Origin of the sequence: Streptomyces sp. A0642 (assembly GCF_004795105.1) — a bacterium.
Taxonomy (GTDB): domain Bacteria; phylum Actinomycetota; class Actinomycetes; order Streptomycetales; family Streptomycetaceae; genus Streptomyces.
Genome location: NZ_SSBL01000037.1, coordinates 35797 through 58835, shown reverse-complemented (window position 1 = coordinate 58835; position 23039 = coordinate 35797). Strand labels below are relative to the sequence as shown.

The following is a 23039-nucleotide window of genomic DNA, read 5'->3' as shown; positions in this document are numbered from 1 at the left end:
CGGCCGCCGATCCCCCTTCTCGTCCTCTTGACGATATGCAGCGCGAGCCATTATCGTCGCTACGACGAGAACGAGGGGGTCCATCATGGCCGACATCACACGGCGCTTCGGCTGGCGTCATCTGCGCTCCGCGCCGACCGCCCACATCCGCCACCACAAGCGCGGCGTGCTCGCCCACGACGGGGCGGGACTGAGCTTCTGGTACCGGTCGCTCAGCGCCGCGCTCTCCGAGGTGCCGGTCAACGACCGCGAGCTGGCCATGGCGTTCCACGCCCGCACGGCCGACTTCCAGGACGTCACCGTGCAGGCCACGGTCACCTACCGGATCAGCGATCCGGCCGAGGCGGCCGCGCGGCTCGACTTCTCCGTCGATCCCGACACCGGCGCCTGGCGCGGTGCGCCTCTGGAACAGATAGCGACGCTCCTCACCGAGACGGCGCAGCAGCACACCCTGGACGTGCTGGCCCGCACCCCGCTGGCCGCGGCCCTGATGGACGGCGTCGCCGCGGTACGCGAACGCGTGGCGGCCGGTCTGGCCGGCGAGCCCAGGCTCCCCGCCACCGGTATCGACGTGGTGGCGGTTCGCGTCGTGGCCATCCGCCCCGAGGCCGAGGTGGAACGCGCGCTGCGCACCCCGGCGCGCGAGCAGATCCAGCAGGAGGCCGACCGGGCCACCTACGAACGCCGGGCCGTGGCCGTCGAACGCGAGCGGACGATCGCCGAGAACGAGCTGGCCAGCCAGATCGAACTCGCCCGGCGCGAGGAGCAGCTGGTCGAGCAGCGCGGCACCAACACCCGCCGCGAGGCCGAGGAGCACGCGGCGGCGGACAAGGTGCGCGCCGAGGCGGAGGCGGCCCGCACGGTGCGCCTCGCACACGCGGAGGCGGAGGCGGCCCGTGAGGTCGGCGCGGCCCGGGCCGAGGCGCAGGCGGCGTGGCTGCGGGTGCACGGGGAGGCCGACGCCTCGACCCTGCACGCGCTGGCCGCCACCCGGCTCGCCGAGAACCTGCCGCACATCGACAGCCTCACCCTCTCCCCCGACGTCCTCACCGGCCTGCTCGCCAAGCTCGGCCGGAGCGCCCCGGAGACGCGGGCGTGAGCCTGGCGCCGAGGGCGGTCCTGGTCCACCGCACCACCGAGTACGAGGAGCTGCTGGCCCGGCACGGTACGCACGGCCAGGCGGCGTTCTTCCTCTCCAGCAGGGGCCGGTCCATCGACGAGGTGGCCCGGCGGCACGAACGGACCCGGCAGGCCCTTGCCGACGTGGCGGCGGCCGTGCCGCTCCAGTGGCGCCATTCCCGGGTGGAGCGGGCAGATCTGGACCGGTTCCTGTTCGCGCCCGAGGACGTGGTGGTCGTCGTCGGCCAGGACGGGCTCGTCGCGAACGCCGCCAAGTACCTCTCCGGCCAGCCTGTCGTGGGCATCGACACGGACCCCGGCCGCAACCCCGGCGTCCTGGTGCGCCACCGGCCCGCCGACGCGGCGGCCCTGCTGCGGGCCGCCGTGGCGCCGGCCGGCCGGGCGGACGAGCTCACGATGGTCGAGGCGGTGGCCGACGACACCCAGCGGCTCCTGGCCCTCAATGAGATCTACCTGGGCCCTCCCGGACACCAGACGGCGCGCTACCGGCTCGGCGCCGGCCCCGCGGACTCCCCCGCCGAGCCACAGGCCTCGTCCGGCGTGCTCGTCGGCACCGGGACCGGCGCCACCGGTTGGCTTCGCTCCCTGTGGCAGGAACGAGGCAGCGCGCTCACCCTCCCCGGCCCCACCGATCCCCGCCTGCTCTGGTTCGTCCGGGAGGCCTGGCCGTCACCGGCGACGGGCACCTCGATGGTCTCGGGTGAGCTGGGCCGCGGGCAGGGGCTCCGGCTGACCGTCGAGTCCGACCGGCTGGTGGTCTTCGGCGACGGCATGGAGGCGGACGCGCTGGAGCTGACATGGGGCCAGACGGTGCGCCTCGGCATCTCGGCCACCTCGCTGCGCCTGGCCGTATAGCCGCAGTGCGCGGAGGCCCGGACGCCTAGGCTCTACGCCTTGTAACGGTCACCGAATCCCGTGAGGAACCCATGGACAGCGCCGCGTCGCCCCCGGTCCCCGCCCGCAACGCCCGCCCGCCCCTGGCCCAGGCCGCGCTGGGCGTCGGCGTGCTCGTACAGGACGGGCAGGGGCGGATCCTGCTCGGGCGGCACCACAGCGGCACCTGGGAACTGCCCGGCGGCAAGGTGGACCCGACGCACGAGTCGATCGCGGCGGCGGCGGTGCGTGAGCTCCGGGAGGAGACGGGACTGGAGGCCGCCGAGGGCGAGGTGCGCGTCTTCGCGATGCTGCACGACGCGGTCCACGGCATCAACCGGGTGACGATGGCCGCACTGGTGACCGTCGGGGACGGGGCAGCGCGGGTGACCGAGCCCCATCTCATCAGCGCCTGGCAGTGGACCCGGCCGGAGGAACTGCCGACGCCGCTGTTCGACCCTTCGGCGCAGATCCTCGCCGCCTGGCGCCCCGACCTCGGCATCGCGCACCCGCCCGTGCACCGTCTGGACATCGCATCCGAGGATGCGCAGGGATAGCCCTATAGGCATTAATCGTTTGCCTAGGGCTCGTAGGCAGAGTTAGCGTCGTCGGTATGAAGGCCGTGACCGAGCAGGACATCCGCACATCGTTCGTCAATTGCTCCAAGGGGGAGGCCAAGCGCTTGCCGCTGCCCCGGGAGTTCGAGGAGCTGCCGTGGGACGATCTCGACTTCCTGGGGTGGCGTGACCTCTCCGCCCCGGGGCGGAGCTACCTCGTCACCGAGCACGAAGGCCGGCTGACCGGGATCTCGCTGCGCTTCCCCTCCCACCAGCGCGGATTCCTCCACCGCAGCATGTGTTCGCTCTGCCTGACCACACACCCGGGCAGCGGGGTCTCCCTGCAGACGGCCCGCAAGGCGGGGGTGGCGGGACGCGAGGGGAATTCGGTCGGGCTGTACATGTGCACCGACCTGGCCTGCTCGCTCTATGTGCGCGGGAAGAAGGCGGTGGCCTCGGGCGCCCGGTTCGAGGAGTCCCTGTCGCTCGAGGAGAAGATCGCGCGGACGAGGGGGAATCTCTCCGCGTTCCTGGCCAAGCTCTCCAGCTGAGGACGGCCGGCCGCGGGCGCCTGCGCACCGGTCCGAGGGCCGGCCGCGGGCCCCTGCCCACCGGCGTTTCCGCGGACCGGCCGCTGTTCCGGCCGCGGCCCGGTCCCCCGCCGACGCGGTGAGCCGAACAGGCCCGCCCCTGCCCTCGGAAGCGCAGAACGGGGTCCTGGGACGGTGGTCGCCGATCGGCGACGGCTGCGCCGAGAACGACCGAGGGGCCGATCCGGATTGCTCCGGATCGGCCCCTCGGTCTACGACTCTCTCGAGTCGGGACGACAGGATTTGAACCTGCGACCCCTTGACCCCCAGTCAAGTGCGCTACCAAGCTGCGCCACGTCCCGCTGCCAGTCCCCCGGTCCTCCGGGCGGCTGCGCAGGACAAACATTACCTCACTCCGTGGACCGGATCGACGCCCGTGCCTGCTGGGCGCGGGTCGCCAGTGCTTCGGCGCCGCAGGCCGTCGCCAGCTTGTGCGCCCGGGCGAGTTCCCGAGGGGACCGGGTGGCGACGCCGTGGTCGAACAGGGCGAGCGCGCGTTCGTAGCCGGACGGCGAGGCCTCCAGGTGGCGGACCGCCTCGCCCAGCAGATGGACGGCCTCCTCGGGGCGGGCGAAGACGGCCACACAGCGCAGCGCCTCGCCGATCGCCGTGTCGGTACCGAACCGCTCGGCGTGTATCCGGGCGGAGTTGGCCAGCTGGGCGGCGCGGTTCGGGTCGTCGTCGGCCAGGGCGCGGGCCAGGTCGCCGGCCCAGGGCGCCCAGATGCCGTTGAACCTGCCCCGCGGTTCGAGGGCGTGGCCGGCCGCCTCCAGTTCCGTGACGGCCTCCTTCGTACGGCCTTCGGCGAGGAGCAGGCGGCCGCGGACGCACGGGGCGTCGGGCAGCACCATGGCGCTGGGGTAGGGCAGGCCGAAGTCGTACTGGTCGGCTGTCTTGCGGGCTTCCGTGACGCGGCCACGGGCCAGCAGCGTGTCGATGAGCAGACAGGCGGCGTCCCAGTGGACGGGCAGTCCGCTGCCCACACGGTCGGCGAGGCGGAGCCCCTCGCGCAGGAAGCCCTCCGCCTCGGCCAGCCGCCCGCGACGGCGGTGGACCAGTCCCATCAGCGTGTGGGCGAAGGCCAGATGGGCACCGCTCCAGCCCGAGATCTCGAAGGCGCGGACGGCCTCCCCGAAGAGTTCCTCGGCGCGGTCGAGTTGGTCGGTGAAGGCGTACGTGATGCCGAGCAGCGTCGGGAGTTCGAAACCCCATTCGGTGTCGGTCCAGCCGAGGCCGCGTGCGGGATGGCCGTTGACCAGGGCGCGTTCGCACAGGTCCACGATCAGCTGGGAGTTCTCGCCGCGCAGCATCGCGTCGAAGGCGCGCAGCGTGAGCAGCGCCCGTTCGGCGTTGTCCCGGCCGGCGAGGTGGTCGGCGTTGGCGGCGAGCCGGCGGGAGCGGCCGGGACCGTCCTCCTCGGTGGCCTGCATGCCCTCCCAAAGGAAGTGGGCGGCCTGCAGGCGCATCAGGCCCGGGCCGGGCGCGGTGCGCTCGGCCTCGGCCGCCAGGGCGAGCGCCGCCTCCTTCAGCTGGTTGTTGTGCGACAGCGCGGCGGCGAGCCGGTACGTGGCGTCGACCCGCAGTTCGTCGGCGAGGCCCGGCATGTCGAGCGCGGCCCGCAGGTGCTGGACGGTGGTGGCGGGCGAACTGAGGAGGGTGGCGCAGCCCAGTTCGTAGAGCAGGGTCGCGCGCACGTCGTGGCGCGGGGGCTCCCGCAGGGCCCGCTCGAGGCAGCGCCGGGCGGCCTCGGGGGCGCCGACCGCGAGGTGCTGGTTGGCGGCCGCCCGCAACTGTGCGACCAGTTCCTGGTCGTCGTCCGGGTGGACTTCGAGCAGATGGCGGGAAGCGGCGGCCGGTCCCAGGCCGGCCCGGGTGATCGCCCAGGCGGCCCTGCCGTGCATGGCGGTGCGGGTGGCCGGCGGGATGGAGCGGTACACGGCGGTGGCGATCAGGGGGTGCACGAACTCCAGCGGGTCGAAGCCGCTGACGATACGGGCCTCGCGCAGCCGGGCCGTGCAGTCCGCCGCTTCGGCGGGGCTCATCCCGGCCAGGGTGGCGGCGAGGTCCTGGGAGATCTCCGTACCGAGGACGGCGGCGGCCCACGCGAACCGGTTGGCGTTCGTGCCGAGCCGTTCGAGCCGGTCGACGAGACCGCTGCCCCGGGCGGACGCACCGAGTTCGCGCAGCAGTCCGGCGGATTCCTCGAGCGGGGCCAGCTCCCGGTCCTGGACCTTGGCGACGAGTTCGACCGCCTCGTAGGGATTTCCGCCCGTGACGGCCCACACCTCACGGCAGAACGGGTCGTCGGCGTGCTCCCCGAGGGTGGCGCGGACCAGCTCCGCGGTCGCGTCGGGGGTGAGCGCGCGCAGGGCGACCCGGACCTGTGCCGGGTGGCTGCCGGCCGGGGTGCGCTTGGCCTCGCGGGCCGCGAGCTCCTCGGGGCGGTGGGCCTGGACGACCAGGACCTTCACCTCGCCGAGCCGGGCGGTGAACGAGGCGAGCCAGGCGAGGGATTCACCGTCCGCCCAGTGCGCGTCGTCGATGATGAGCAGCAGCGGGCGGTGGCTCCACCGGGAGGCGAGCTGCCGGACGACCCAGTCGAGGCCGTCACGCACACCCTGCGGGTCGGGCTGCGGTCCGGTCGGCTCGGCGAGGCCGAGGGCCGGTGCCGCGCTCTCGTACCACGCCCCGAACAGGGCCTTCACCTCGTCGGCGGAGAACTCGTCGAGCGCGGGCTGGAGCAGTTGGCGCACGACATGGAACGGGACCGAGGTGACCGTCTCGCCGCCTCGTGCGGACCAGATGGTGCACCGGTCGGCGGCCATGGCCTGGATCTCGGCCAGCAGCGCCGTCTTCCCAATCCCCGCTTCGCCGCTGAAGACCAGCAGCCCGCCGGTGGCCTGCGCGCCGCAGAGCGCGTCAACGGCTTGTGCGGCAGCGGCGAGTTCCGGTTCGCGCTCGTACAGCGGCCGGGACGGCTTCATGCCTACCCTCCCCCAAAGTCGTTTCGGTGACAGTCGAGACTAGTCGTGCGCGGGGGCCCACCGACAGTGGTTCGGGCAGTTCGTCGCAGGTACGAGGCACAATCGACGGGTGGACGAGACGCGCAGGGACCGGGATGTGGAGGGGCGGGCGCACAACGCGCGCCCCCGGGACGGGCTGGGACGCCCCCTGCCGTACGGGGCGCCGGGGGTGGAGCGGCAGCCCGAGGGGGTGGTGCGCGACCCCTTGGAGACCGTACGGGAGGCTCAGCGGCTGCTGGACGCGGGAATGCCGTTCCACGCGCACGAGGTCTTCGAGGACGCGTGGAAGTCGGGCCCCGACGCGGAGCGGGAGTTGTGGCGCGGGCTGGCCCAGCTGGCCGTCGGGCTGACCCATGCGGCCCGGGGGAACGCGACGGGCGGGGCGCGGCTGCTCCGGCGGGGCGCGGCGGCGCTGGAGGAGTTCGCCACCCGAGCGGATGCGTCCGGCTCCGGCTCCGCCCCGCCGCCGTACGGGATGCGCATCGGCGCACTCACCGACTGGGTTACGGAGCTGGCGGCGCGGGTGGAGGAGCCGGGCGCCCCGGCCGTCGACGCGGCCGCGGAAGCACCGCGACTGCGCCCGGACGACTGACGGCTGCGCGTAGACGCCTCACGGCTGACGGCGCACGCCTCACGGCCGACGGCTGACGGCTGACGGGGCGAGCGGTGCGGTGGGCGCGGGAGCCAGGGGGCGCCGGACTCCGAACTCCCGTTACTTTCCCTCTCCTTGACCGAGAGCGGTGAACAGTGTCGTGGGAAACCATTACGATCCGGCGTCATGAGCACTTCTGACCAGGACCAGGCCGTGGACGCACCGATAGCCGAACCGGAGGACTCCGCCGAAGCCGGCGACCGGAGGCTGACGCCCCGGCAGGCCAGACGCCTGCGGATCGTCCTCTCCTCGGTCGGGATGGCGGCGATGGCGGTCGTCCTCGGGCTGCGGATCGCGAGCCGGTCCTCGGTCCTGGTGGTGGGGGTGTACGGGCTCGCGCTGATCCTGTGCGGGATCGTGATCGAGCTCAGCAGGAACGGCCGGACCCGGCTCGGCAGCTGGCTGCTGGGAGTCGGCCTGGTCGCGGCGATCGGTGCGGACTGGCTGCTCATCCCCTGAGCAGCCGTTCAGCCGGTCGAGACGTTCACCGTCCCGCCGTGCGGATCGGCCCGGTCGAGCCAGCCGGCGGGCAGGTGGAAGGGGCGGCCCGGCCGGACGGTGCGCAGCAGGCGCCGGCGGTACAGCTCCCGCCCGCCCTGCCGGACCACGAGCAGCGGGGCCGTCAGCGGCCGGACGGCGCGCAGGACGAAGCGGCCGTGCAGCGGCCGGTCGCCGTCGGGTCCGAGCAGGTTGGGCGCGATCCATTCCAGCGGGTGGGCGACGGTGATCGCGGGCCGGCGGGCGGGCCAGGCGCCCGCGGCCAGATGGCGTCGTACGGGGACGGCGAGGGCGCGGCCCTCCGCCGCCGCGGCACCGGCGCTCTCCACCGCGTGGAGCAGATTGCCGACGGCGAACACCCCGGGTGCGCCGGTGCGGTAGGCCGCGTCGTACGCGGGACCGCGGGTCCCCGCGTCCAGCGGCACCTCGCCGCGGCGCGCGAGTTCGTGGTCGGGGATCCAGTCGCCGGTGAACACCACGGTGTCGCACGGCAGGGTCGTCGTACGGCCGTCCCTGTGCCGCACCGCGACCCCGGTGAGCCGGGTGCGGCCCGTCAGGGCCGTGACCGTGGTGCGGGTGAGCAGCGGGACGCCGTGGCGCGGTCCGAGGGCTGCGGGGAGGAAGGGCGGGCGGTCGGTGACCCGGGCGACGACCGCGACCCCGGCGGCCCGCAGGGTGCCGGCCGCGGCGAGGCTGACCGGCTCGTCGCCGACGATCACGGCGCGGGTGCCGATGTGCTGGTGGTGGAGGTGAACGGCCTGCTGGAGTTCTCCGGTGGTGTAGACCCCCGCCGGGCGGGTCCCGGGGACGAGCCGGGCGCTGCGCGGGCGTTCACGGGCTCCGGTGGCGAGGACGACGGCGTGTGCGGTGATCCGTTCGAGCCCGCCCGGTCCCGTGGCGTCGAGGGTGAGCGGTCCGGCCCACCCGGTGACGGTGACGCCGGTGCGCAGGGTCGCACCGGCGCGCGTGGCCGCGTCCGTGCACCGGCGGGCGTACTCGGGGCCGGTCGTCCCGCCTTCCGTACGGCTGCCGCCGAATCCCGTGCGGTGGCAGTGGCGGGGGATGCCGCCCGCGGTCTGTTCCCGTTCCAGGACCTCGACCCGTCGTACGCCGGACGCGGCGAGTTCGGCGGCGGCGGCCAGTCCTGCGGGTCCCGCTCCGACGACGAGGACGTCGACGGTCCGCTCGCGGCGGCTCATGGCTGTACCCCCTCGGTCAGTGCGCGGAGTGCGGCTCCGCAGTGGAAGCCCTGGCAGCGTCCGTTGCCGGCTCGGGTCCTGCGGGCAAGTCCGGCGACGGTGCGCGGCGGGAGGGTGGAGGCGAGTGCGTCACGGATCTCGCCCGCCGTGACACGTTCGCAGTGGCAGACCACGGTGCCGTAGGCCGGGTCCCGGGCGATGAGTTCCGCGTCGAGGCAGGGGCGGCGGCCCGCCTCGCCGAGGCCGGGCATGGTGAGGGGTTCGAGCCCGGTGGGGTCGCCCGGATCGAGTCCGGTGCGGGCGAGGAGGGCGATCACGTGGTCCGCGATGGCCATGGACGCGGTCAGCCCGGTGGACCGGATGCCGCCTACGGCGACGTAACGCCGGTCGGGGTACTCCTGGATCCGGTAGTCCTCCTGGCCGGTGGCGGCCCGCAGTCCCGCGTACACGGCGGTCACCTCCTCGTCGAGGAGCCGGGGCAGAATCCTGCGGCCCTTCTCCCTCAGCAGGTCGAGGCCCTCCCGGGTGGATCCGGTGGCGGTCTTGTCGTCGAGTTCCTCGGCGGTGGGGCCGAGCAGCACGTTCCCGAAGACCGTCGGTGCGATCAGGACGCCCTTGCCCGCCGCGGTGGGAACGGGGAGCAGGATGTGGCGGACGAGGTCGCGCGCGAGTTTGTCGAACACGATCAGCTGGCCGCGGCGCGGGGTGACGGTGAAGACGTCGTGGCCGAGCAGCCGGTCGATCTCGTCGGCGTACAGCCCGGCGGCGTTGACCAGGAAGCGGGTGCGCAGGGGTCCGCGCCCGGTCGCCAGGGTGTGGACGGCGGCCCCGGGCCGGATGTCGCGGACCGGGCAGTCCAGGTGCAGGTGGACGCCCCCGCGGACCGCCTGGGTGGCGAAGGCGAGGGGGGTGGTCCATGGGCAGATGACGGATTCGCCGGGGACGTCGAGCGCACCGAGTGCGCCGGGGCCCAGAAGGGGTTCCCGTTCGGCGACCTCGTCGGCGTCCAGGATCCTGGCTGCGTGGTAGCCGTTGGCTTCGGCCTTGGCCAGCAGGCCGGGGAGCGCGCCGAGTTGCTCCGTGTCCCAGGCGACCAGGAGGGCGCCGACGCGTTCCACGGGGATCCCCGTCTCGGCGGCGTACGCGGAGAGCTTCCGCTGTCCCTCGCGTACGAGACGGGCCTCCAGCGAACCGGGGACGGCGTCGAACCCGGTGTGCAGGATCGCGGTGTTGGCCTTGGACGTGCCGTTGCCGATGTCGTCCGACGCCTCGACGAGGGCGGTGTGCAGCGGGTAGCGGGCGAGTTCGCGGGCGATGGCGGTGCCGACCACGCCCGCTCCGATGACGGTGACGTCGTACGGGGCTCCGCCGGGCAGTACCGGCAGCGGGTCCCCGGCGGTCGTGACGGTCTGCCTCATCGGGCGGTCCGGCCGGTGCTCACCGCGATCCAGCCGGCGCACACACCATGCCAGTCGGCGCTCACGACGCTCCGGACGGGGCTCATGCCGTGCCAGTCGGCGCTCACGACGCTCCAGCCGGCGCTCACGCCGTGCCGGCCGCTGCTCACGACGATCCCGCCGGCGCTCATGACCGTTCCAGGAGGGTTTCGACGGCCGCACGGAAGCCGGCGAGGCGCTCGGCCGCCTCGTCACCGCCGATGCGCGGTTCGTACACCGCGGCGGGGCGCCAGGCGGGGACGGCCTCGGCGACGGAGAGTCCGGGATCGATGCCGAGCCTGGCCACGGCCCCGGCGCCGAGTGCGGTGACGTCGGGCAGGGCGGAGACCTCTACGGGTCGTTGCAGCAGGTCGGCCTGGGTCTGCATGAGCAGTGCCGAGCGGGTCAGCCCGCCGTCGACGCGCAGGGCGGAAAGCGGCCGGCCCAGGTCGGCCGCCACCGCGTCGGTGAGCTCGACGACCTGGGCGGCGATGCCCTCGCACAGCGCGCGCACGAGGTGGCCGGCGGTGGTGTCCAGGCCCAGGCCGGTCACCGAGCCGCGCAGGTCGCCCCGCCACCAGGGGGCGGCGAGTCCGGCGAGCGCCGGTACGAAGGTGACGCCCCCGGAGTCGGGGACGGAGCCGCCGACGGGGTCGAGGTCGGCGGCTCCGGAGATCACGTTGAGGTCGGTGAGCCAGCGGACCGCGGAGGCTGCCGTGTAGACCTGGCCGTCCAGGCAGTAGCTGGTGCGTCCGCCGAGGCGCCAGGCCACGCAGCTGACCAGCCCGGTGGAGCTTCGGCGGGGCACGGATCCCGTCTGGGCGAGGAGGAACGCCCCGGTGCCGTACGTGCACTTGGCGGATCCCGGGTCCAGGGCGCCCTGGGCCAGCAGGGCGGCCTGCTGGTCGACGAGGAGGCCCGTGAGCGGGAGTTCGCCGCCGAACGCGGTCGTCGTACCGAACGCGCCGGCCGCGTCGACCACATCCGGCAGGCGCTCGTCGCCCAGGCCGAAGACGTCCAGGGCGGCGGGTGACCAGCCGACGTGGTCGAGGTCGAGCAGTTGGGTGCGCCCGGCCGTGGCCGCGTCCGTCACGAACGCGCCGGTGAGCCGGTGGACCAGCCAGGAGTCGCTGGTGGTGACGACGCCTTCCCGGGTCAGTTCGCGACGGATCCAGGCCATCTTGGGCGCGGCGAAGTAGGGATCCAGCGGCAGCCCGCTGAGACGTCTCAACTCATTCGCATGAGACGCGAGTTCACGACAGATCCCCTCGGCCCGGCGGTCCTGCCACACGACCGCGTCGGTGAGCGGTCTCCCGGTGTCCGGGTCCCAGGCGAGCACCGTCTCGCCCTGGTTGGCCAGCCCGACGGCGACGACCGGTTCGGCGGCCTCCGCCAAGGCCCGCGCCCCGGCGTCGAGGACCGAGCCGAGGAGCTCCTCGGGGTCCACCTCCACCGCTCCCCCGGGTCCGTACCGCGGGCGCACCGGCGCGGAACCGGAACCGATCACGCCGCGCTCGGGGCAGATCACCAGCGCCTTCGTCCCCGAGGTTCCCTGGTCCACGGCGAGTACCGGGCCTGTCATCGGGTCTCCAGCGGTACGCAAGCCCACGGGCTTGAACGGAATCATGATCTTCGGGCGCGGGACTTCAGGGTGGTGCAGCCCAGCTGTTACGTCAAGCGCCCGCAAGACCTGTGTCCGGAACCCCGCACCGGTACTCAACCTCCTGTTTGCATACGCGACTTGAAGAAGATCCACGATTCGTTCGGGAGTTCGGCGCGCAGGGCTCTACACTCACCGCCGAGCAAGAAGCCGAGCAACAACCGGACGCTTTACAGCGGTTCACGCTTCAACCGCTGCTTCACCCCCCACGTCCCGAGGACCGATGAGACCGACACCATGCCCCGAGCACGTCCATGGCCAACAGTGAATTCCGGCCGGTCTACCATCCGGCCGGTCACGACAACGAACTCCGTTCCGCATTACAGGACTTACGAACCGGTCGATGGCTCTCCATGCGGGATCTGTTGGAGAGCACCCCGGACTGGGCCCTGTGGACCCAGCGGACCCAGGTGCTCGGGGCGGTCGCCGCGGGATCGGACGCCGTCCAGGCCTGGCTGACCGAGGAGCCGCGCAGCGTCGCGGCTGCCGTGATGCGCGCACGGGTCGCCGTGGAGCGGGCGGTCCGCGCCCGCCGCGCGGACCACCCCAGCGGGCAGGAGCTCTGGCAGGCGGCCTGGGAGGCATGCCGTTCGGCCGCTCACGCCTCGCCCGCGGACCCGGTGCCCTGGGTGTGCCTGCTGGCCCTCTCCCAGCTCGACGAGCGCCAGCGGCTCGAGGAGCACCGGCTGCATCCCCCCGGGCCGATGCTCTTCCCCGGGCCGTGGGGTCTGCTCGCGGAAGCCGACAAGCGCGACCCGCACAACCGCGAGGCGTACCACCGCATGCTCCAGTTCGTGTACGCCCGCCAGGCCGGGGGCTCGCTCTCGGAGGCGGTCAACTTCGTCCAGTGGGCCGCCTCCTCCGCGCCCGACGGGTCGGCGCTCCATGTGCTGCCGCTGTACGTGAGGGTGGAGCGCTATCGCCGCGAGCACGGCCACGAGAAGGCGCTCGACCTGCACTGGGTCACCGAGGACGCGGAACGCGAGGCGCTGCGCGCCCTGGAGATCTGGTTCCGCCGCACACCGCCGGCCACCCACACCCTGCTCGATCTCAACCATCTGGCGCACGCGCTGTGGGGGGCGCTCCGCTTCGCCGAGGCCGCTCCCGTGTTCCAGGAGCTCGGTCCGTACTTCACCTCGCTGCCGTGGGCGTCCCGCACCCGCTCGCCCAAGGACCCCGGCGGGGCGGAGGAAGTGTTCCTGCGCGCCCGCACCCGCGCCCTCGCCGCCGCCCGCGATCCCGGCCGGGGGCCGCACGGCTGAGGCCGGCCCGTACTCCCCGTACGTCCCTTTGTTCCCTTATCTGCTCACCGCTCACGGAGGTCTCCCCATGTCCATATCCACCTCGAACCGGAAGGGCGCCGAGGCCGTACCGCCCCAGGACGAGGAACAGCGGCTGCGCGAACTCGGCTACCAGCCGGTGCTCGCCCGCCGCATGGGCGGCTTCGGCAACTTCGCCATCAGTTTCTCCGTCATCTCGATCCTGTCGGGCTGCATGACCCTGTACGGCTTCGGCATGTCCACCGGCGGGCCGTCGGTGATGCTCTGGGGCTGGGCCGGGGTCGGTCTCTTCGTGCTCTGCGTGGGCATGGCGCTCGCCGAGGTCACCAGCGCGTATCCCACCTCCGGGGCGCTGTACTACATGGCGGACCGGCTCGGTGGCCGCAAGTGGGGCTGGTACACGGGTTGGCTGAATCTGCTCGGGCTGCTCGGGGCGATCGCCGGCATCGACTACGGTGCCGCGCTGTTCACCGGTGCGTTGATGAACCTGCAATGGGGCTTCACCCCGACGCCGGGCAAGACGATGGTCATCTTCCTCTGCATCCTGCTGCTGCACGCCGTCCTGAACCTCTTCGGCGTCCGGCTGGTCAGCGTGCTCAACTCGATCAGCGTGTGGTGGCACCTGGCGGGTGTCGCCGTGATCGTGTCCGTGCTCGCGATCGTGCCCTCGCACCACCAGTCGCCGTCGTTCGTCTTCACCGAGTTCGTCAATGACACCGGCTGGGAGAACCCCCTCTACGTGGCGGCCATCGGTCTGCTGCTCGCGCAGTACACCTTCTGTGGTTACGACGCCTCCGCCCACCTGTCGGAGGAGACCTCGGACGCCTCGGTCTCGGCGCCCCGCGGCATCGTCCGCTCGATCTGGGTCTCCTGGGTGGCCGGTTTCGTCCTGCTCGCCGGGCTGACGTTCGCCATCCAGGACTACGCGGGCACCCAGGAGAGCGCCACCGGGGTGCCTCCGGCCCAGATCCTGATCGACGCGCTGGGAACCTCGGGCGCCACGGCGATGCTGCTGATCGTCATCGCCGCGCAGCTGTTCTGCGGCAACGCCGAGGTCGCCGCGACCAGCCGGATGGTGTTCGCCTTCAGCCGGGACAACGCGCTGCCGGGCTCCTCGCTCTGGCGCAAGGTGAGCGCCCGCACGCAGACCCCGGTCAACGCGGTATGGCTGTCGGTCGTCGTCGCCGGAGTGCTCGCCCTTCCGTCGCTGTACTCGGCGACCGCGTACGGGGCGGTGACCGCGATCAACGTCATCGGCATCACGCCCGCCTACGCGATCCCGATCTACCTGAAGCTGCGCGCGGGGGGCCGCTTCGAGCGCGGGCCGTGGCACCTGGGCCGCTGGTCGAAGCCGGTCGGCTGGATCGCCGTGGTGTGGGTCGTGCTCGTGACCGTGCTGTTCCTGCTGCCGCAGAGGTCCCCGGTCACCGTCGACTCGATGAACTACGCGTCGATCGCGCTCGTCGCCGTGCTCGCGCTGGCCACCGTGTGGTGGTTCGTCGCCCGTGGCTCGTACGGCACCCCGTCGGCGTACGGAAGCGCGCGTCAGCAGGCGGAGATCGAGGAGGACATCGTCTGAGCGGCCCGGTCCCGTCCGCTCACCGGCCCTTCCGGATCACTCCGGTCCGGAAGGGCCTGGGGCCTTTCGTCCGGATCAGGCCGGGGACCCGGCGTGATCCGAACGAGAGGCCCTATGGGTTCAGGAGCAGTTGCAGGCCGCCCAGCACCGTGGCGCCGATCACCAGGCGCTCGAAGAGCAGCTGGTTGATCCGGTCCACGCATGTGCGGCCGATCCATGCGCCCGGGAGGACGAACAGCAGCAGGCAGGCGTCCAGGAGCAGCGAGCGGGCGTCGATCAGCCCGAGCCCCACGCTGAAGGGCACCTTGGACGTGTTGACGATGAGGAAGAACCACGCCGACGTGCCGAGGAAGCCGAGCTTGCGGAAACCCGCGGACAGCAGGTAGAGCGACATCACGGGGCCGCCGGCGTTGGCGACCATGGTGGTGAAACCGCCCAGAACGCCGTACGACCGCGCCTTGAGCCGTTCGGCCGCGGTGGGCGGTCCCGCACCTGCCGCCGGCTCCGCACTCGTGTCGGTGGTGCGGCGACGCCAGACCGTGACCCCGGCCATGAAGACCAGGATCGCGCCGATCGAGGTCCGGACGGCGGCGTCGCCCGCCCACATCATGAAAAGCGTGCCCGCCACCACGCCGACGGCGACGGCGGGGAAGAGCCGCAGCAGTGTCGGCCAGTGCGCATGGCGCCGGTAGGTGAGCACGGCGAGGACATCACCGGCGATGAGGATCGGGAGCAGCACTCCGGTGGATTCGCGGGCGGGCAGGACCGCCGCGAAGACCGCGAGACTGATCGTGTTGGCACCGCTGACGGCCGTCTTGGAGAAGCCGACGAGTGCGGATGCCGCGGCCAGTGCCGCCAGTTGCCAGAGGGTGAGGGTGTCCATGCCAGGGACAGATCGTAATACCCGTGATCTCACGCCCGGCACGAGCCCTCGACGGCCCATGGCTATGCTGCGCTCCAAGCGCTCACACGAAGCGTTCAAACGCACAACGCACAGCGGTAGGGCGAGGGGGCCAGCAGCATGCGGGAGCCGGTTGAACTCAGGCGGCGGCGAATCCTGGCGGTGGTGGAGTCGCGCGGCGCGGTCAAGGTCAGCGCGCTCGCGGCCGAACTGGACGTCTCCGTGGTGACGGTGCGGCGCGACGTGGAGGAGCTGGCCCGGGCGGGGCGGCTGCGGCGCGGGCACGGGGTGGCCCGGCCCGTGCGCGATCCGGCGGGGCCGCCGGCGGTGCCCGCGCCGAGGGACGGCGACCCGGCCGGTGACGGGGGCGCGATCGCCCTGGTCGTGCCGGAGCGGCATTCGTATCTGTACGAGACCCTGCACGGCGCCCGGACCGTCCTGGAGGAGGCCGGGATTCGCATCGCCCTGCACATCGCACCGCAGGCGGCCGGTGCCGAACGGCCTCTGGTGGAACGGGCGCTGGCGGACGGTGCACGTGGTCTCCTCATCGCCCCCCGGTGGCGCAACGCCCTCTCCGAGGAGCTCGACTACGGCTGGCTGGCGGAGGTGGGGGTGCCGACCGTGCTGATGGAGCGGCGGCCCCGGCCGGGCAGCGCCCTGCACGCCCTGGACTCGGTCTGCTCGGATCACTGGTACGGGATCCACCTCGCCGTGGAGCACCTCGTGTCCCTCGGGCACCGCCGGATCGTCCTGGCCGCCCGCGACGACAGCCCGACGGCCCGGACGGTGCGCGCCGCCTTCGCGTCCGTGGCGGAGGCCCGGCCCGAGGTCGAGGACTGGACGGTGGTGCTGAGTTCGCCGGACGCGGTGCCCGGCCCCGGCCCCTCCGAGCCGGGGTACGAGGGCGGCGGGGCGCCTCGGAGCGAAGGCGACCCGCTCGATCTCGCCGCGCTGCTGCGGGAGCGGGGTGCGACGGCCGCCGTGCTGCACGGCGATGTGGACGCGCTGATGCTGGTGCAGCGCCTGGCGGAGAGCGGGGTGCAGGTGCCGCGGGACTGCTCGGTGGTGGCGTACGACGATGTGGTCGCGGCGCTGGGCAGCACCCCGCTGACCGCGGTGGCCCCGCCCAAGGCGGACATCGGCCGGGCCGCCGCCGAACTGCTGCTGCACCGGCTGTCGCCGGCTCCCGGGGCGGCCGGGCCGGTGCGCAGGACGGAACTGCTGCCGGAGCTGAAGGTCCGTGGATCGGCGCAGGCGATTGCGCCCGACGAGGAGTGAGCGTTTGACCGCTTTATTTTTCTTCTGAGCGATCTATTGACCGCTACCGATCAGCCGATCAGGATTCCCCGTGTCTTCATTCAGGAGCCGCGGGAGGCGCCCATGTCCGGTCGACAGAGCCGTCGGTCCCTGCTCGCCACGATGGCCGCGCTACCGCTGGCCGGCGCGCTCGGCGCATGCAGCGGTGGAGCGTCGGGGGCGAGCAGCACGAGCAGAACCACCACCGGCGACAAGGCCGGCCGCAACGCCACACACATCACCTTCTGGTCCGCCCTGCGCGGGAGCCAGCAGGTGGTGGACGCGTTCAACCGGACGCACGACACGGTCCAGGTCGACTTCCAGCAGATCCCCGCGGGAGGTCAGGGCGGCTACGCGAAACTGAGCAACGCCTCGCGGGCCGGCAACGCCCCGGACGTCGCGACGATCGAGTACCCCCAGGTCCCCGGCTTCGCCATCGACGGAGTCGCGTCGGACCTCACGGACATGATGAGCGACGGCCTGCGGTCCAAGCTCCTGCCGCAGGCCCTGGGGCTGACCACCTTCGAGAAGCGCGTCTTCAGCGTTCCGCTCGACGTGGAACCGATGGTGATGCACTACCGCACCGACCTCTTCGCCGCGTACGGCATCGAAGTCCCGCGCACCTGGGACGCGTTCGAGGAGGCGGCCCGTACCGTTCGCAGCAAGGCGCCCGGCCGCCGGCTGGTGGCCTTCGCCACGGACGGCGAGCCGCACTTCGCCGCGTTCGCCTGGCAGGCGGGCGCCCAGTGGTTCGACACCCGCGGCGGTGCCTGGAACGTCTCGCTGGCGGACGAGCCGACCCGCCGTGTGGCGGCGTACTGGCAGCGCATGATCGACCAGGACCTGGTCTTCATGACACCCGTGGACAGCCGTCAGTTCGACTCACAGGTCAGCAACGGCAAGGTACTGGTCCGGCTGAGCGGCGCCTGGGACGCCGGAGCCCAGATGAACGCCCGGCCCGGCCAGAAGGGCAAGTGGGCCATCGCGCCGCTCCCCCAGTGGAAGGCGGGGGACGCCGCGCTCGGCACGCACGGCGGGTCGACCTTCGCGGTCACCCGGGGCAGCAGGCATCCGGAGGCCGCGCTGGAGTTCATCGAGTGGCAGGTCTCGCACCCCGACGCGCTGCGGGCCCGGCTCTCGAGCGGGGCGAGCAGCCAGTACCCGGCGGCGCCCGGTCTCGTCGCCGTCGGCCGCGAGGCCTTCGACCGCGCCTACTACAGCGGCCAGGACATCTACACCCTCTTCGAGCAGGAGGCGCACAAGATCCGGGACGGCTGGACCTGGGGGCCTCGGATGACCGCCACGCAGAAGGTCATGCAGGACGGCTTCGCCCGGGTGAGCGGCGGCCAGGGCTCGGTGCTCGAATCCGTGCGCGCGGCGCAGCGGGGCACCATGCCCGACCTCAGGGCGCTCGGCCTGTCCACCACCGAGCACAGCAGCTGAACCGTGATCCGTCCCCCTTCCCCGCAGCAGAGAGGCAGGTGACCATCGATGACCACCCCCGTCACCACGCCGGCTTCCACCCCCGTACGCGTCTCCGCGGCGGCGCCGGCGTCCACCCCGTCCCCGCGCACCGGGCGGAAGTCGGCCCGTCGCCGTGAACTCGGCGCGGCCGGAGCCCTGATGACCCCCTTCTTCGTCCTGATGGTGACGGTCTTCCTCATCCCCGTCGGGACCGCCGTCTGGCTCAGCTTCTTCAGCGACGACCAGCCGGGACTCGGCTTCGGCCCGGAGCGCACGGTCTTCGTCGGGATGCGCAGCTACACCGCCGTACTGACCGACCCGACGTTCCTGAGCGGGCTCGGCACCGTCGTGCTGTACTGCGTGATCTACATCCCGCTGATGGTCACCGGCGCTCTCGCGCTGGCCCTCCTGCTGGACTCCGGCGTGGTGCGGCTGCGTTCATGGGCCCAGCTCGGACTCTTCCTGCCGCACGCCGTGCCGGGCATCATCGCCGCCATCATCTGGCTGTACCTCTACACGCCCGGGCTGAGCCCGGTCATCGACCTGCTCGGCAAGGCCGACCTGACGATCGACTTCCTCGGTGTGCACACGGTCGTGCCGTCGATCGTGAACATCGCCCTGTGGAGCAACCTCGGCTACAACATGGTGGTCTTCTACGCCGCCCTGCAGGCCGTGCCGCGCGAGGTCATCGAGGCGTCCGTCGTGGACGGGGCCGGCCCCGTCCGCACCGCCGTCCAGATCAAGACGCCGCTCGTGCGCTCATCGGTCGTGATGGTCGCCCTGTTCACCCTGATCTTCGCGCTCCAGCTGTTCACCGAGCCGATGCTGCTGAGCCAGTCGACGCCGATGATCAGCTCGCGCTTCTCGCCCAGCATGTACATCTACGACGCCGCGTTCACCCGTAACAACTACGGTCTGGCCGCGGCCGCCTCGGTCGTCCTGCTGGTCTGCACGATCGCGCTCTCCTACGGCGTGACCCGCTGGACCAACCGCTCCGCCGCAGCCGAGGAGGACGCCCGATGAGCGCGACCGCTCCCACCCGCACCGCCGCCGTCCTGCGGCCCCGGCTCCTGGGCCGGTCCGTCGTCAACGTGGTCGTCGGCATCTCCGTGCTGTACACGCTGCTGCCGGTGCTGTGGCTGGTGCTCGCCGCGTCCAAGGACCGTGACGCGCTGTTCGGCAGCGACGTGCTGTCGCTCGACCACTTCTCCTTCGCGCAGAACCTCTCGGACCTGTTCGCGATGGACGGCGGTCTGTACACGAGGTGGTACGGCAACAGCCTGCTGTACGCGGTCCTCGGCGCCGCGCTCGGAGCGCTGATCAGCATCGCCTGCGGGTACGCCTTCGACAAGTACCGCTTCGCGCACAAGGAGAAGCTGTTCGGTCTCGTGCTCGCCGCGGTGATGGTGCCGCAGACCGTCCTGGCCCTGCCGCTCTATCTGATGGCCTCGGGCACCGGACTGGTGAACACGTTCTGGGCGGTCTTCATACCGGTGCTCTTCAATCCGTTCGGCGTGTACCTCGGACGGATCTTCAGCCAGGGCTACGTGCCGAACGAGGTGCTCGAAGCGGCCCGCGTCGACGGGGCGGGCGAGCTGACGACGTACTTCCGGGTCGCTCTGCGGATGCTGGGCCCGGGTCTGGTCACCGTGTTCCTGTTCCAGCTCACCGCCATCTGGAACAACTTCTTCCTGCCGATGGTGATGCTCTCGGACCAGGACCTCTATCCCGTCAGCCTCGGCCTGTACACGTGGAACAGCGCCGCCACCGTCTCACCCGAGTACTACCCCGTGGTGATCATGGGTTCGCTGCTCGCGGTCCTGCCGCTGATCCTCGCCTTCGCGCTGCTCCAGCGCTTCTGGAAGTCGGGGCTCACCGCGGGCGCCGTCAAGTAGCCGTACCCGTACCACGTTCCCGCCCCCGGACCAGGAGAAAGATGACCGGCACCTCCCCCCTCGCACCTGTGGCCGGGCGACGGCCGCGCGCCGCCCTCGCCATGCAGCCGGGCACCGCGTCCGCCCTGCTCGACGCCCGGTCGCTCGCCGCGCTCTCACAGGTGTGCGACCTCGCGCCGCTGCCCGTACTCGACGACTTCACGACCGACCGGGCCCGTGCCGTGCTCGCGGACACGGAACTGCTGGTCACCGGATGGGGCTGCCCGCCCCTCGACGCGGCGGCGCTCGCTTCCGCCCCCCGGCTGCGGGCCGTCGTGCACACCGCGGGGAGCGTCCGCGGGCACATCACCGACGCCTGCTGGGAGCGCGGCATCGAGGTGTCGTCGGCCGCGGCCGCCAACGCGCTCCCGGTCGCGGAGTACACCGTCGCGATGATCCTGCTGTCCGGCAAGCGGGTCCTGGAGCGGGCCCGGGCCTACCGGTCCGAACGTCACCGCGACGACTGGCTGAGCACCTCGCCCGCCGTGGGCAACTACGGCCGGACGGTGGGCATCCTCTCCGCGTCGCTCATCGGCCGCCGGGTCATCGAGCTGCTGCGCCCCTACGACCTGCGGGTGCTGCTGCATGACCCGTACGTCTCCGACCGGGAGGCCGGCGAGCTCGGCGTCCGGCCCGTCGGGCTCGGCGAACTCTTCGAACGCAGCGATGTGGTGAGCGTCCACACGCCGCTGCTGCCCGCCACGCGCGGACTCGTCAGCCGTGAACTGCTCATGGCCATGCGCCCGGACGCGGTGCTCCTCAACACCTCGCGGGGCGCCGTCGTCGATCAGGACGCACTCGTCGACGTCCTCGGACTGAACCGCATCCGGGCGGTCCTCGACGTCACCGACCCCGACACCCTGCCGGCCGGCCACCCCCTGTGGGAGTGCGAGAACGCCCTGATCACCCCGCACCTCGCGGGCTCCCAGGGCAACGAATGGCAGCGGCTCGTCGACCTGGCGGTGGGCGAGGCCGAACGCTGGGCCGCGGGCGACGGATTCGCCCATCCCGTACGACGCGAAAGGCTGGCTTTCCTCGCATGACCGATCCGCACCCGAAGTCCCCGCTGGAACTCCCCGCGGACGACCGGACCGCGAGCCCGTTCACCGGCTACACCCGCGCGCACTGGGAGGCCGCCGCCGACGGGCTGCTGAAGGCCGCCTGGCAGTGGGCCACGCCCGGCGGCGCGCTCCTCGACCTGCCGGGACGCCCCTCCGCGTCCGGGGTCCGCTCCGACGGTCTGGAGGGCTACGCGCGCACGTTCCTCGCCGCCGCCTTCCGGGTCGCGGGCGCGGAAGGCAAGGACCCGCACGGCTGGCTCGACCGGTACGCGGACGGGCTCGCGGCGGGTACCCGTACGCCTGGACGGGACGACGCGGAGTCCTGGCCGCGGATACTCGACCACACCGTCTTCGGACAGCCCATGGTGGAGTCCGCGTCGGTCGCCATCGGGCTGCGCGTCACCCGCCCGTGGCTCTGGGACCGGCTGGATCCGGCCGTGCAGGACCGCGCCGAACAGTGGCTGCGCGGCGCCCTGCGCCACACCCCGGCGCCGAACAACTGGTACCTCTTCCCCTACTCGGTCGCCGGGTTCCTGGAGTCGGTGGGCCGCGGGGACGCCGAGACGGCTCGCGCACGCGAGCGGGCACAGGACCTGATGGAGAGCTGGTACCGCGGCCAGGGCTGGTACGCGGACGGCGACGCCCGCGCCTTCGACCACTACAACGGCTGGGCGCTGCACCTGTACCCCGTGCTCGACGCCCATCTCTCCGGCGACGCCGAACTGGCCGCTCACTACGGGGCCCGGCTGCGCGAGCACCTGGAAGGTTACGCGCTGCTCTTCGGCGGTGACGGCGCCCCGATCCACTTCGGTCGGTCGCTGACCTACCGGTTCGCGGCCGGTGCGGCGGTCGGGCTCGGCGCGCTGACCGGAGACACCCCGCTCAGTCCGGGGGCGTCGCGCCGGGTGATCAGCGGGTCGCTCCGCTACTTCCTGGACCGCGGCGCGACCGGCACGGACGGCCTGCTGAGCCTCGGCTGGCACGGACCGCACGAGGCGACGCTCCAGCCGTACTCGGCCCCGGCCTCCCCCTATTGGGCGTCCAAGGCCTTCGTCTCCCTGCTGGCCCCCGCGGACCACCCGCTGTGGACGGCCGCCGAGGAGCCGGCGCCGAGCGAGGGGCCGGACCGGGTGCTCGCGTTGCCCGCGCCGGGGTTCCTCGTCCAGTCGACGCGGGCGGACGGGATCGTACGGCTGCACAACCACGGCAGCGATCACGTCCGGCCGCACGAGGGCGAGTCGGCGGGCGAGGACGACCCGCTGTACAGCCGTCAGGCGTACTCGACGGTGACCGGCCCGACCGCGCGTGCGAACACGGCCGACAACCACGTGTCCGTCGTCGTCGCCGGCACGCGCAGTGGCCGCCGGGCCATCCGCCCGCTGGGCGCGGGCGGCACCGGGGGCTGGGGCTGGGCCGCGTCCTGGCACCGTCCGGTGTTCGACGGCGGGGCGCCCATGGTGCCGGGTCTGCGGGTGGAGAGCGTGACGGTGGTCCGCGGCCGGTACGAACTGCGCGTGCACCGGGTGCTCGGCGCCCCGTACGGCGCCAGGGTGGAGCAGACGGGCTGGGCGACGGGCCCCGAGTCCCCGGTGACCTCCGCGCTGCACGGTCTGCACGGCTGGGAGTCCCGGGACGAGGTACGGGCCCCGCAGGGAACCGCGTACACGCGCTGGGCGCTGCTGCCTCGGCTGAGCGCGGAGGTGGAGGGCACGGCGGTCCTGGTGGCGCTCGCCTCGCTGAGCGCGGAGCCGGGAGCGGACGCACTCGACGCGGTGGTGAGCGGGGTCAACGTCGACGCCGACACCGTCGAGGTGTGCTGGGCCGAGGACTCGGCGACGACCCGGATCGTCTTCGGCGGCGCGACCGTGGCGGTCACGCACGGCTGACGCCGTGGGG

General features: G+C 72.7%; 20 protein-coding genes and 1 tRNA gene. 14 read left to right on the top strand and 7 right to left on the bottom strand.

Annotated features, from left to right (window positions below; translation table 11 throughout):
• The first annotated feature begins 85 nt into the window (after positions 1–85).
• From E6R60_RS33950 to E6R60_RS33935, 4 genes are all read left to right on the top strand, one after another.
• Positions 86–1099 (top strand): SPFH domain-containing protein, encoded by a 1014-nt coding sequence (locus E6R60_RS33950; protein ID WP_136330565.1) that lies wholly within the window; start codon positions 86–88, stop codon positions 1097–1099.
• Positions 1096–1995 carry an NAD(+)/NADH kinase gene (locus E6R60_RS33945; protein WP_136330564.1) on the top strand — a complete coding sequence of 300 codons (900 nt, stop codon included), beginning with the start codon at positions 1096–1098 and terminating at the stop codon, positions 1993–1995. The genes E6R60_RS33950 and E6R60_RS33945 overlap by 4 nt, the downstream gene beginning before the upstream one ends.
• A gap of 71 nt (positions 1996–2066) precedes the next feature.
• A complete protein-coding gene (locus E6R60_RS33940; protein ID WP_136330563.1) occupies positions 2067–2570 on the top strand; it encodes an NUDIX domain-containing protein in 504 nt (167 codons plus the stop codon).
• Between the two features lie 56 nt (positions 2571–2626).
• Positions 2627–3121 (top strand): FBP domain-containing protein, encoded by a 495-nt coding sequence (locus E6R60_RS33935; RefSeq protein WP_136330562.1) that lies wholly within the window; start codon positions 2627–2629, stop codon positions 3119–3121.
• A 267-nt stretch (positions 3122–3388) separates the two neighbouring features.
• Here the strand turns inward: E6R60_RS33935 and E6R60_RS33930 are convergent.
• Positions 3389–3462: transfer RNA gene (locus tag E6R60_RS33930), tRNA-Pro, on the bottom strand.
• 48 nt (positions 3463–3510) lie between these two features.
• A complete protein-coding gene (locus E6R60_RS33925) occupies positions 3511–6144 on the bottom strand; it encodes an AAA family ATPase (protein WP_136330561.1) in 2634 nt (877 codons plus the stop codon).
• Positions 6145–6253: 109 nt separating this feature from the next.
• On the opposite strand from E6R60_RS33925, the gene E6R60_RS33920 reads away from it, so the two are divergent.
• The gene (locus tag E6R60_RS33920) at positions 6254–6775 is read left to right on the top strand and encodes a DUF309 domain-containing protein (protein WP_136330560.1); all 522 of its coding nucleotides are present in this window, start codon (positions 6254–6256) and stop codon (positions 6773–6775) included.
• Positions 6776–6961: 186 nt separating this feature from the next.
• Positions 6962–7294, top strand: coding sequence for a hypothetical protein (locus E6R60_RS33915; protein WP_206309585.1), 333 nt, complete (start codon positions 6962–6964; stop codon positions 7292–7294).
• A gap of 8 nt (positions 7295–7302) precedes the next feature.
• On the opposite strand, the gene E6R60_RS33910 is transcribed toward E6R60_RS33915, so the two are convergent.
• From E6R60_RS33910 to E6R60_RS33900, 4 genes are read right to left on the bottom strand one after another with little or no spacing between them, the layout of a single operon-like run.
• The gene (locus tag E6R60_RS33910) at positions 7303–8532 is read right to left on the bottom strand and encodes an FAD-dependent oxidoreductase (protein WP_136330559.1); all 1230 of its coding nucleotides are present in this window, start codon (positions 8530–8532) and stop codon (positions 7303–7305) included.
• Positions 8529–9950, bottom strand: coding sequence for an NAD(P)/FAD-dependent oxidoreductase (locus E6R60_RS33905; RefSeq protein ID WP_136330558.1), 1422 nt, complete (start codon positions 9948–9950; stop codon positions 8529–8531). Before E6R60_RS33905 ends, E6R60_RS33910 begins: the two co-directional genes overlap by 4 nt.
• On the bottom strand, positions 9947–10120 hold the full coding sequence (locus tag E6R60_RS36910) for a hypothetical protein (protein ID WP_168713724.1): 174 nt from the start codon (positions 10118–10120) through the stop codon (positions 9947–9949). The genes E6R60_RS33905 and E6R60_RS36910 overlap by 4 nt, the downstream gene beginning before the upstream one ends.
• A complete protein-coding gene (locus tag E6R60_RS33900; protein ID WP_136330557.1) occupies positions 10117–11550 on the bottom strand; it encodes an FGGY family carbohydrate kinase in 1434 nt (477 codons plus the stop codon). The genes E6R60_RS36910 and E6R60_RS33900 overlap by 4 nt, the downstream gene beginning before the upstream one ends.
• A 332-nt stretch (positions 11551–11882) precedes the next feature.
• Here E6R60_RS33900 and E6R60_RS33895 point away from each other — a divergent pair, with 332 nt between their 5' ends.
• Positions 11883–12890: a hypothetical protein gene (locus E6R60_RS33895; protein WP_136330556.1), complete on the top strand. Its 1008-nt coding sequence runs from the start codon at positions 11883–11885 to the stop codon at positions 12888–12890.
• 67 nt (positions 12891–12957) lie between these two features.
• On the top strand, positions 12958–14487 hold the full coding sequence (locus E6R60_RS33890; RefSeq protein WP_136330555.1) for an amino acid permease: 1530 nt from the start codon (positions 12958–12960) through the stop codon (positions 14485–14487).
• A gap of 112 nt (positions 14488–14599) precedes the next feature.
• Here E6R60_RS33890 and E6R60_RS33885 read toward each other — a convergent pair whose 3' ends face one another.
• On the bottom strand, positions 14600–15370 hold the full coding sequence (locus E6R60_RS33885; RefSeq protein WP_136330554.1) for a sulfite exporter TauE/SafE family protein: 771 nt from the start codon (positions 15368–15370) through the stop codon (positions 14600–14602).
• Positions 15371–15508: 138 nt separating this feature from the next.
• Here E6R60_RS33885 and E6R60_RS33880 point away from each other — a divergent pair, with 138 nt between their 5' ends.
• From E6R60_RS33880 to E6R60_RS33855, 6 genes are all read left to right on the top strand, one after another.
• Entirely contained in the window at positions 15509–16666 is a 1158-nt protein-coding gene (locus tag E6R60_RS33880; protein ID WP_136330553.1) for a substrate-binding domain-containing protein, read from the top strand.
• Positions 16667–16768: 102 nt separating this feature from the next.
• Positions 16769–18127 carry a sugar ABC transporter substrate-binding protein gene (locus E6R60_RS33875; protein ID WP_136330552.1) on the top strand — a complete coding sequence of 453 codons (1359 nt, stop codon included), beginning with the start codon at positions 16769–16771 and terminating at the stop codon, positions 18125–18127.
• 48 nt (positions 18128–18175) lie between these two features.
• Complete coding sequence (locus E6R60_RS33870) at positions 18176–19171, top strand: sugar ABC transporter permease (RefSeq protein WP_136330551.1); 996 nt, start codon at positions 18176–18178, stop codon at positions 19169–19171.
• The gene (locus E6R60_RS33865) at positions 19168–20043 is read left to right on the top strand and encodes a carbohydrate ABC transporter permease (RefSeq protein WP_136330550.1); all 876 of its coding nucleotides are present in this window, start codon (positions 19168–19170) and stop codon (positions 20041–20043) included. The genes E6R60_RS33870 and E6R60_RS33865 overlap by 4 nt, the downstream gene beginning before the upstream one ends.
• A 41-nt stretch (positions 20044–20084) precedes the next feature.
• Entirely contained in the window at positions 20085–21125 is a 1041-nt protein-coding gene (locus E6R60_RS33860) for a hydroxyacid dehydrogenase (RefSeq protein ID WP_136330549.1), read from the top strand.
• Positions 21122–23029 carry a DUF2264 domain-containing protein gene (locus E6R60_RS33855; RefSeq protein WP_136330548.1) on the top strand — a complete coding sequence of 636 codons (1908 nt, stop codon included), beginning with the start codon at positions 21122–21124 and terminating at the stop codon, positions 23027–23029. Before E6R60_RS33860 ends, E6R60_RS33855 begins: the two co-directional genes overlap by 4 nt.
• Positions 23030–23039 lie beyond the last annotated feature (10 nt).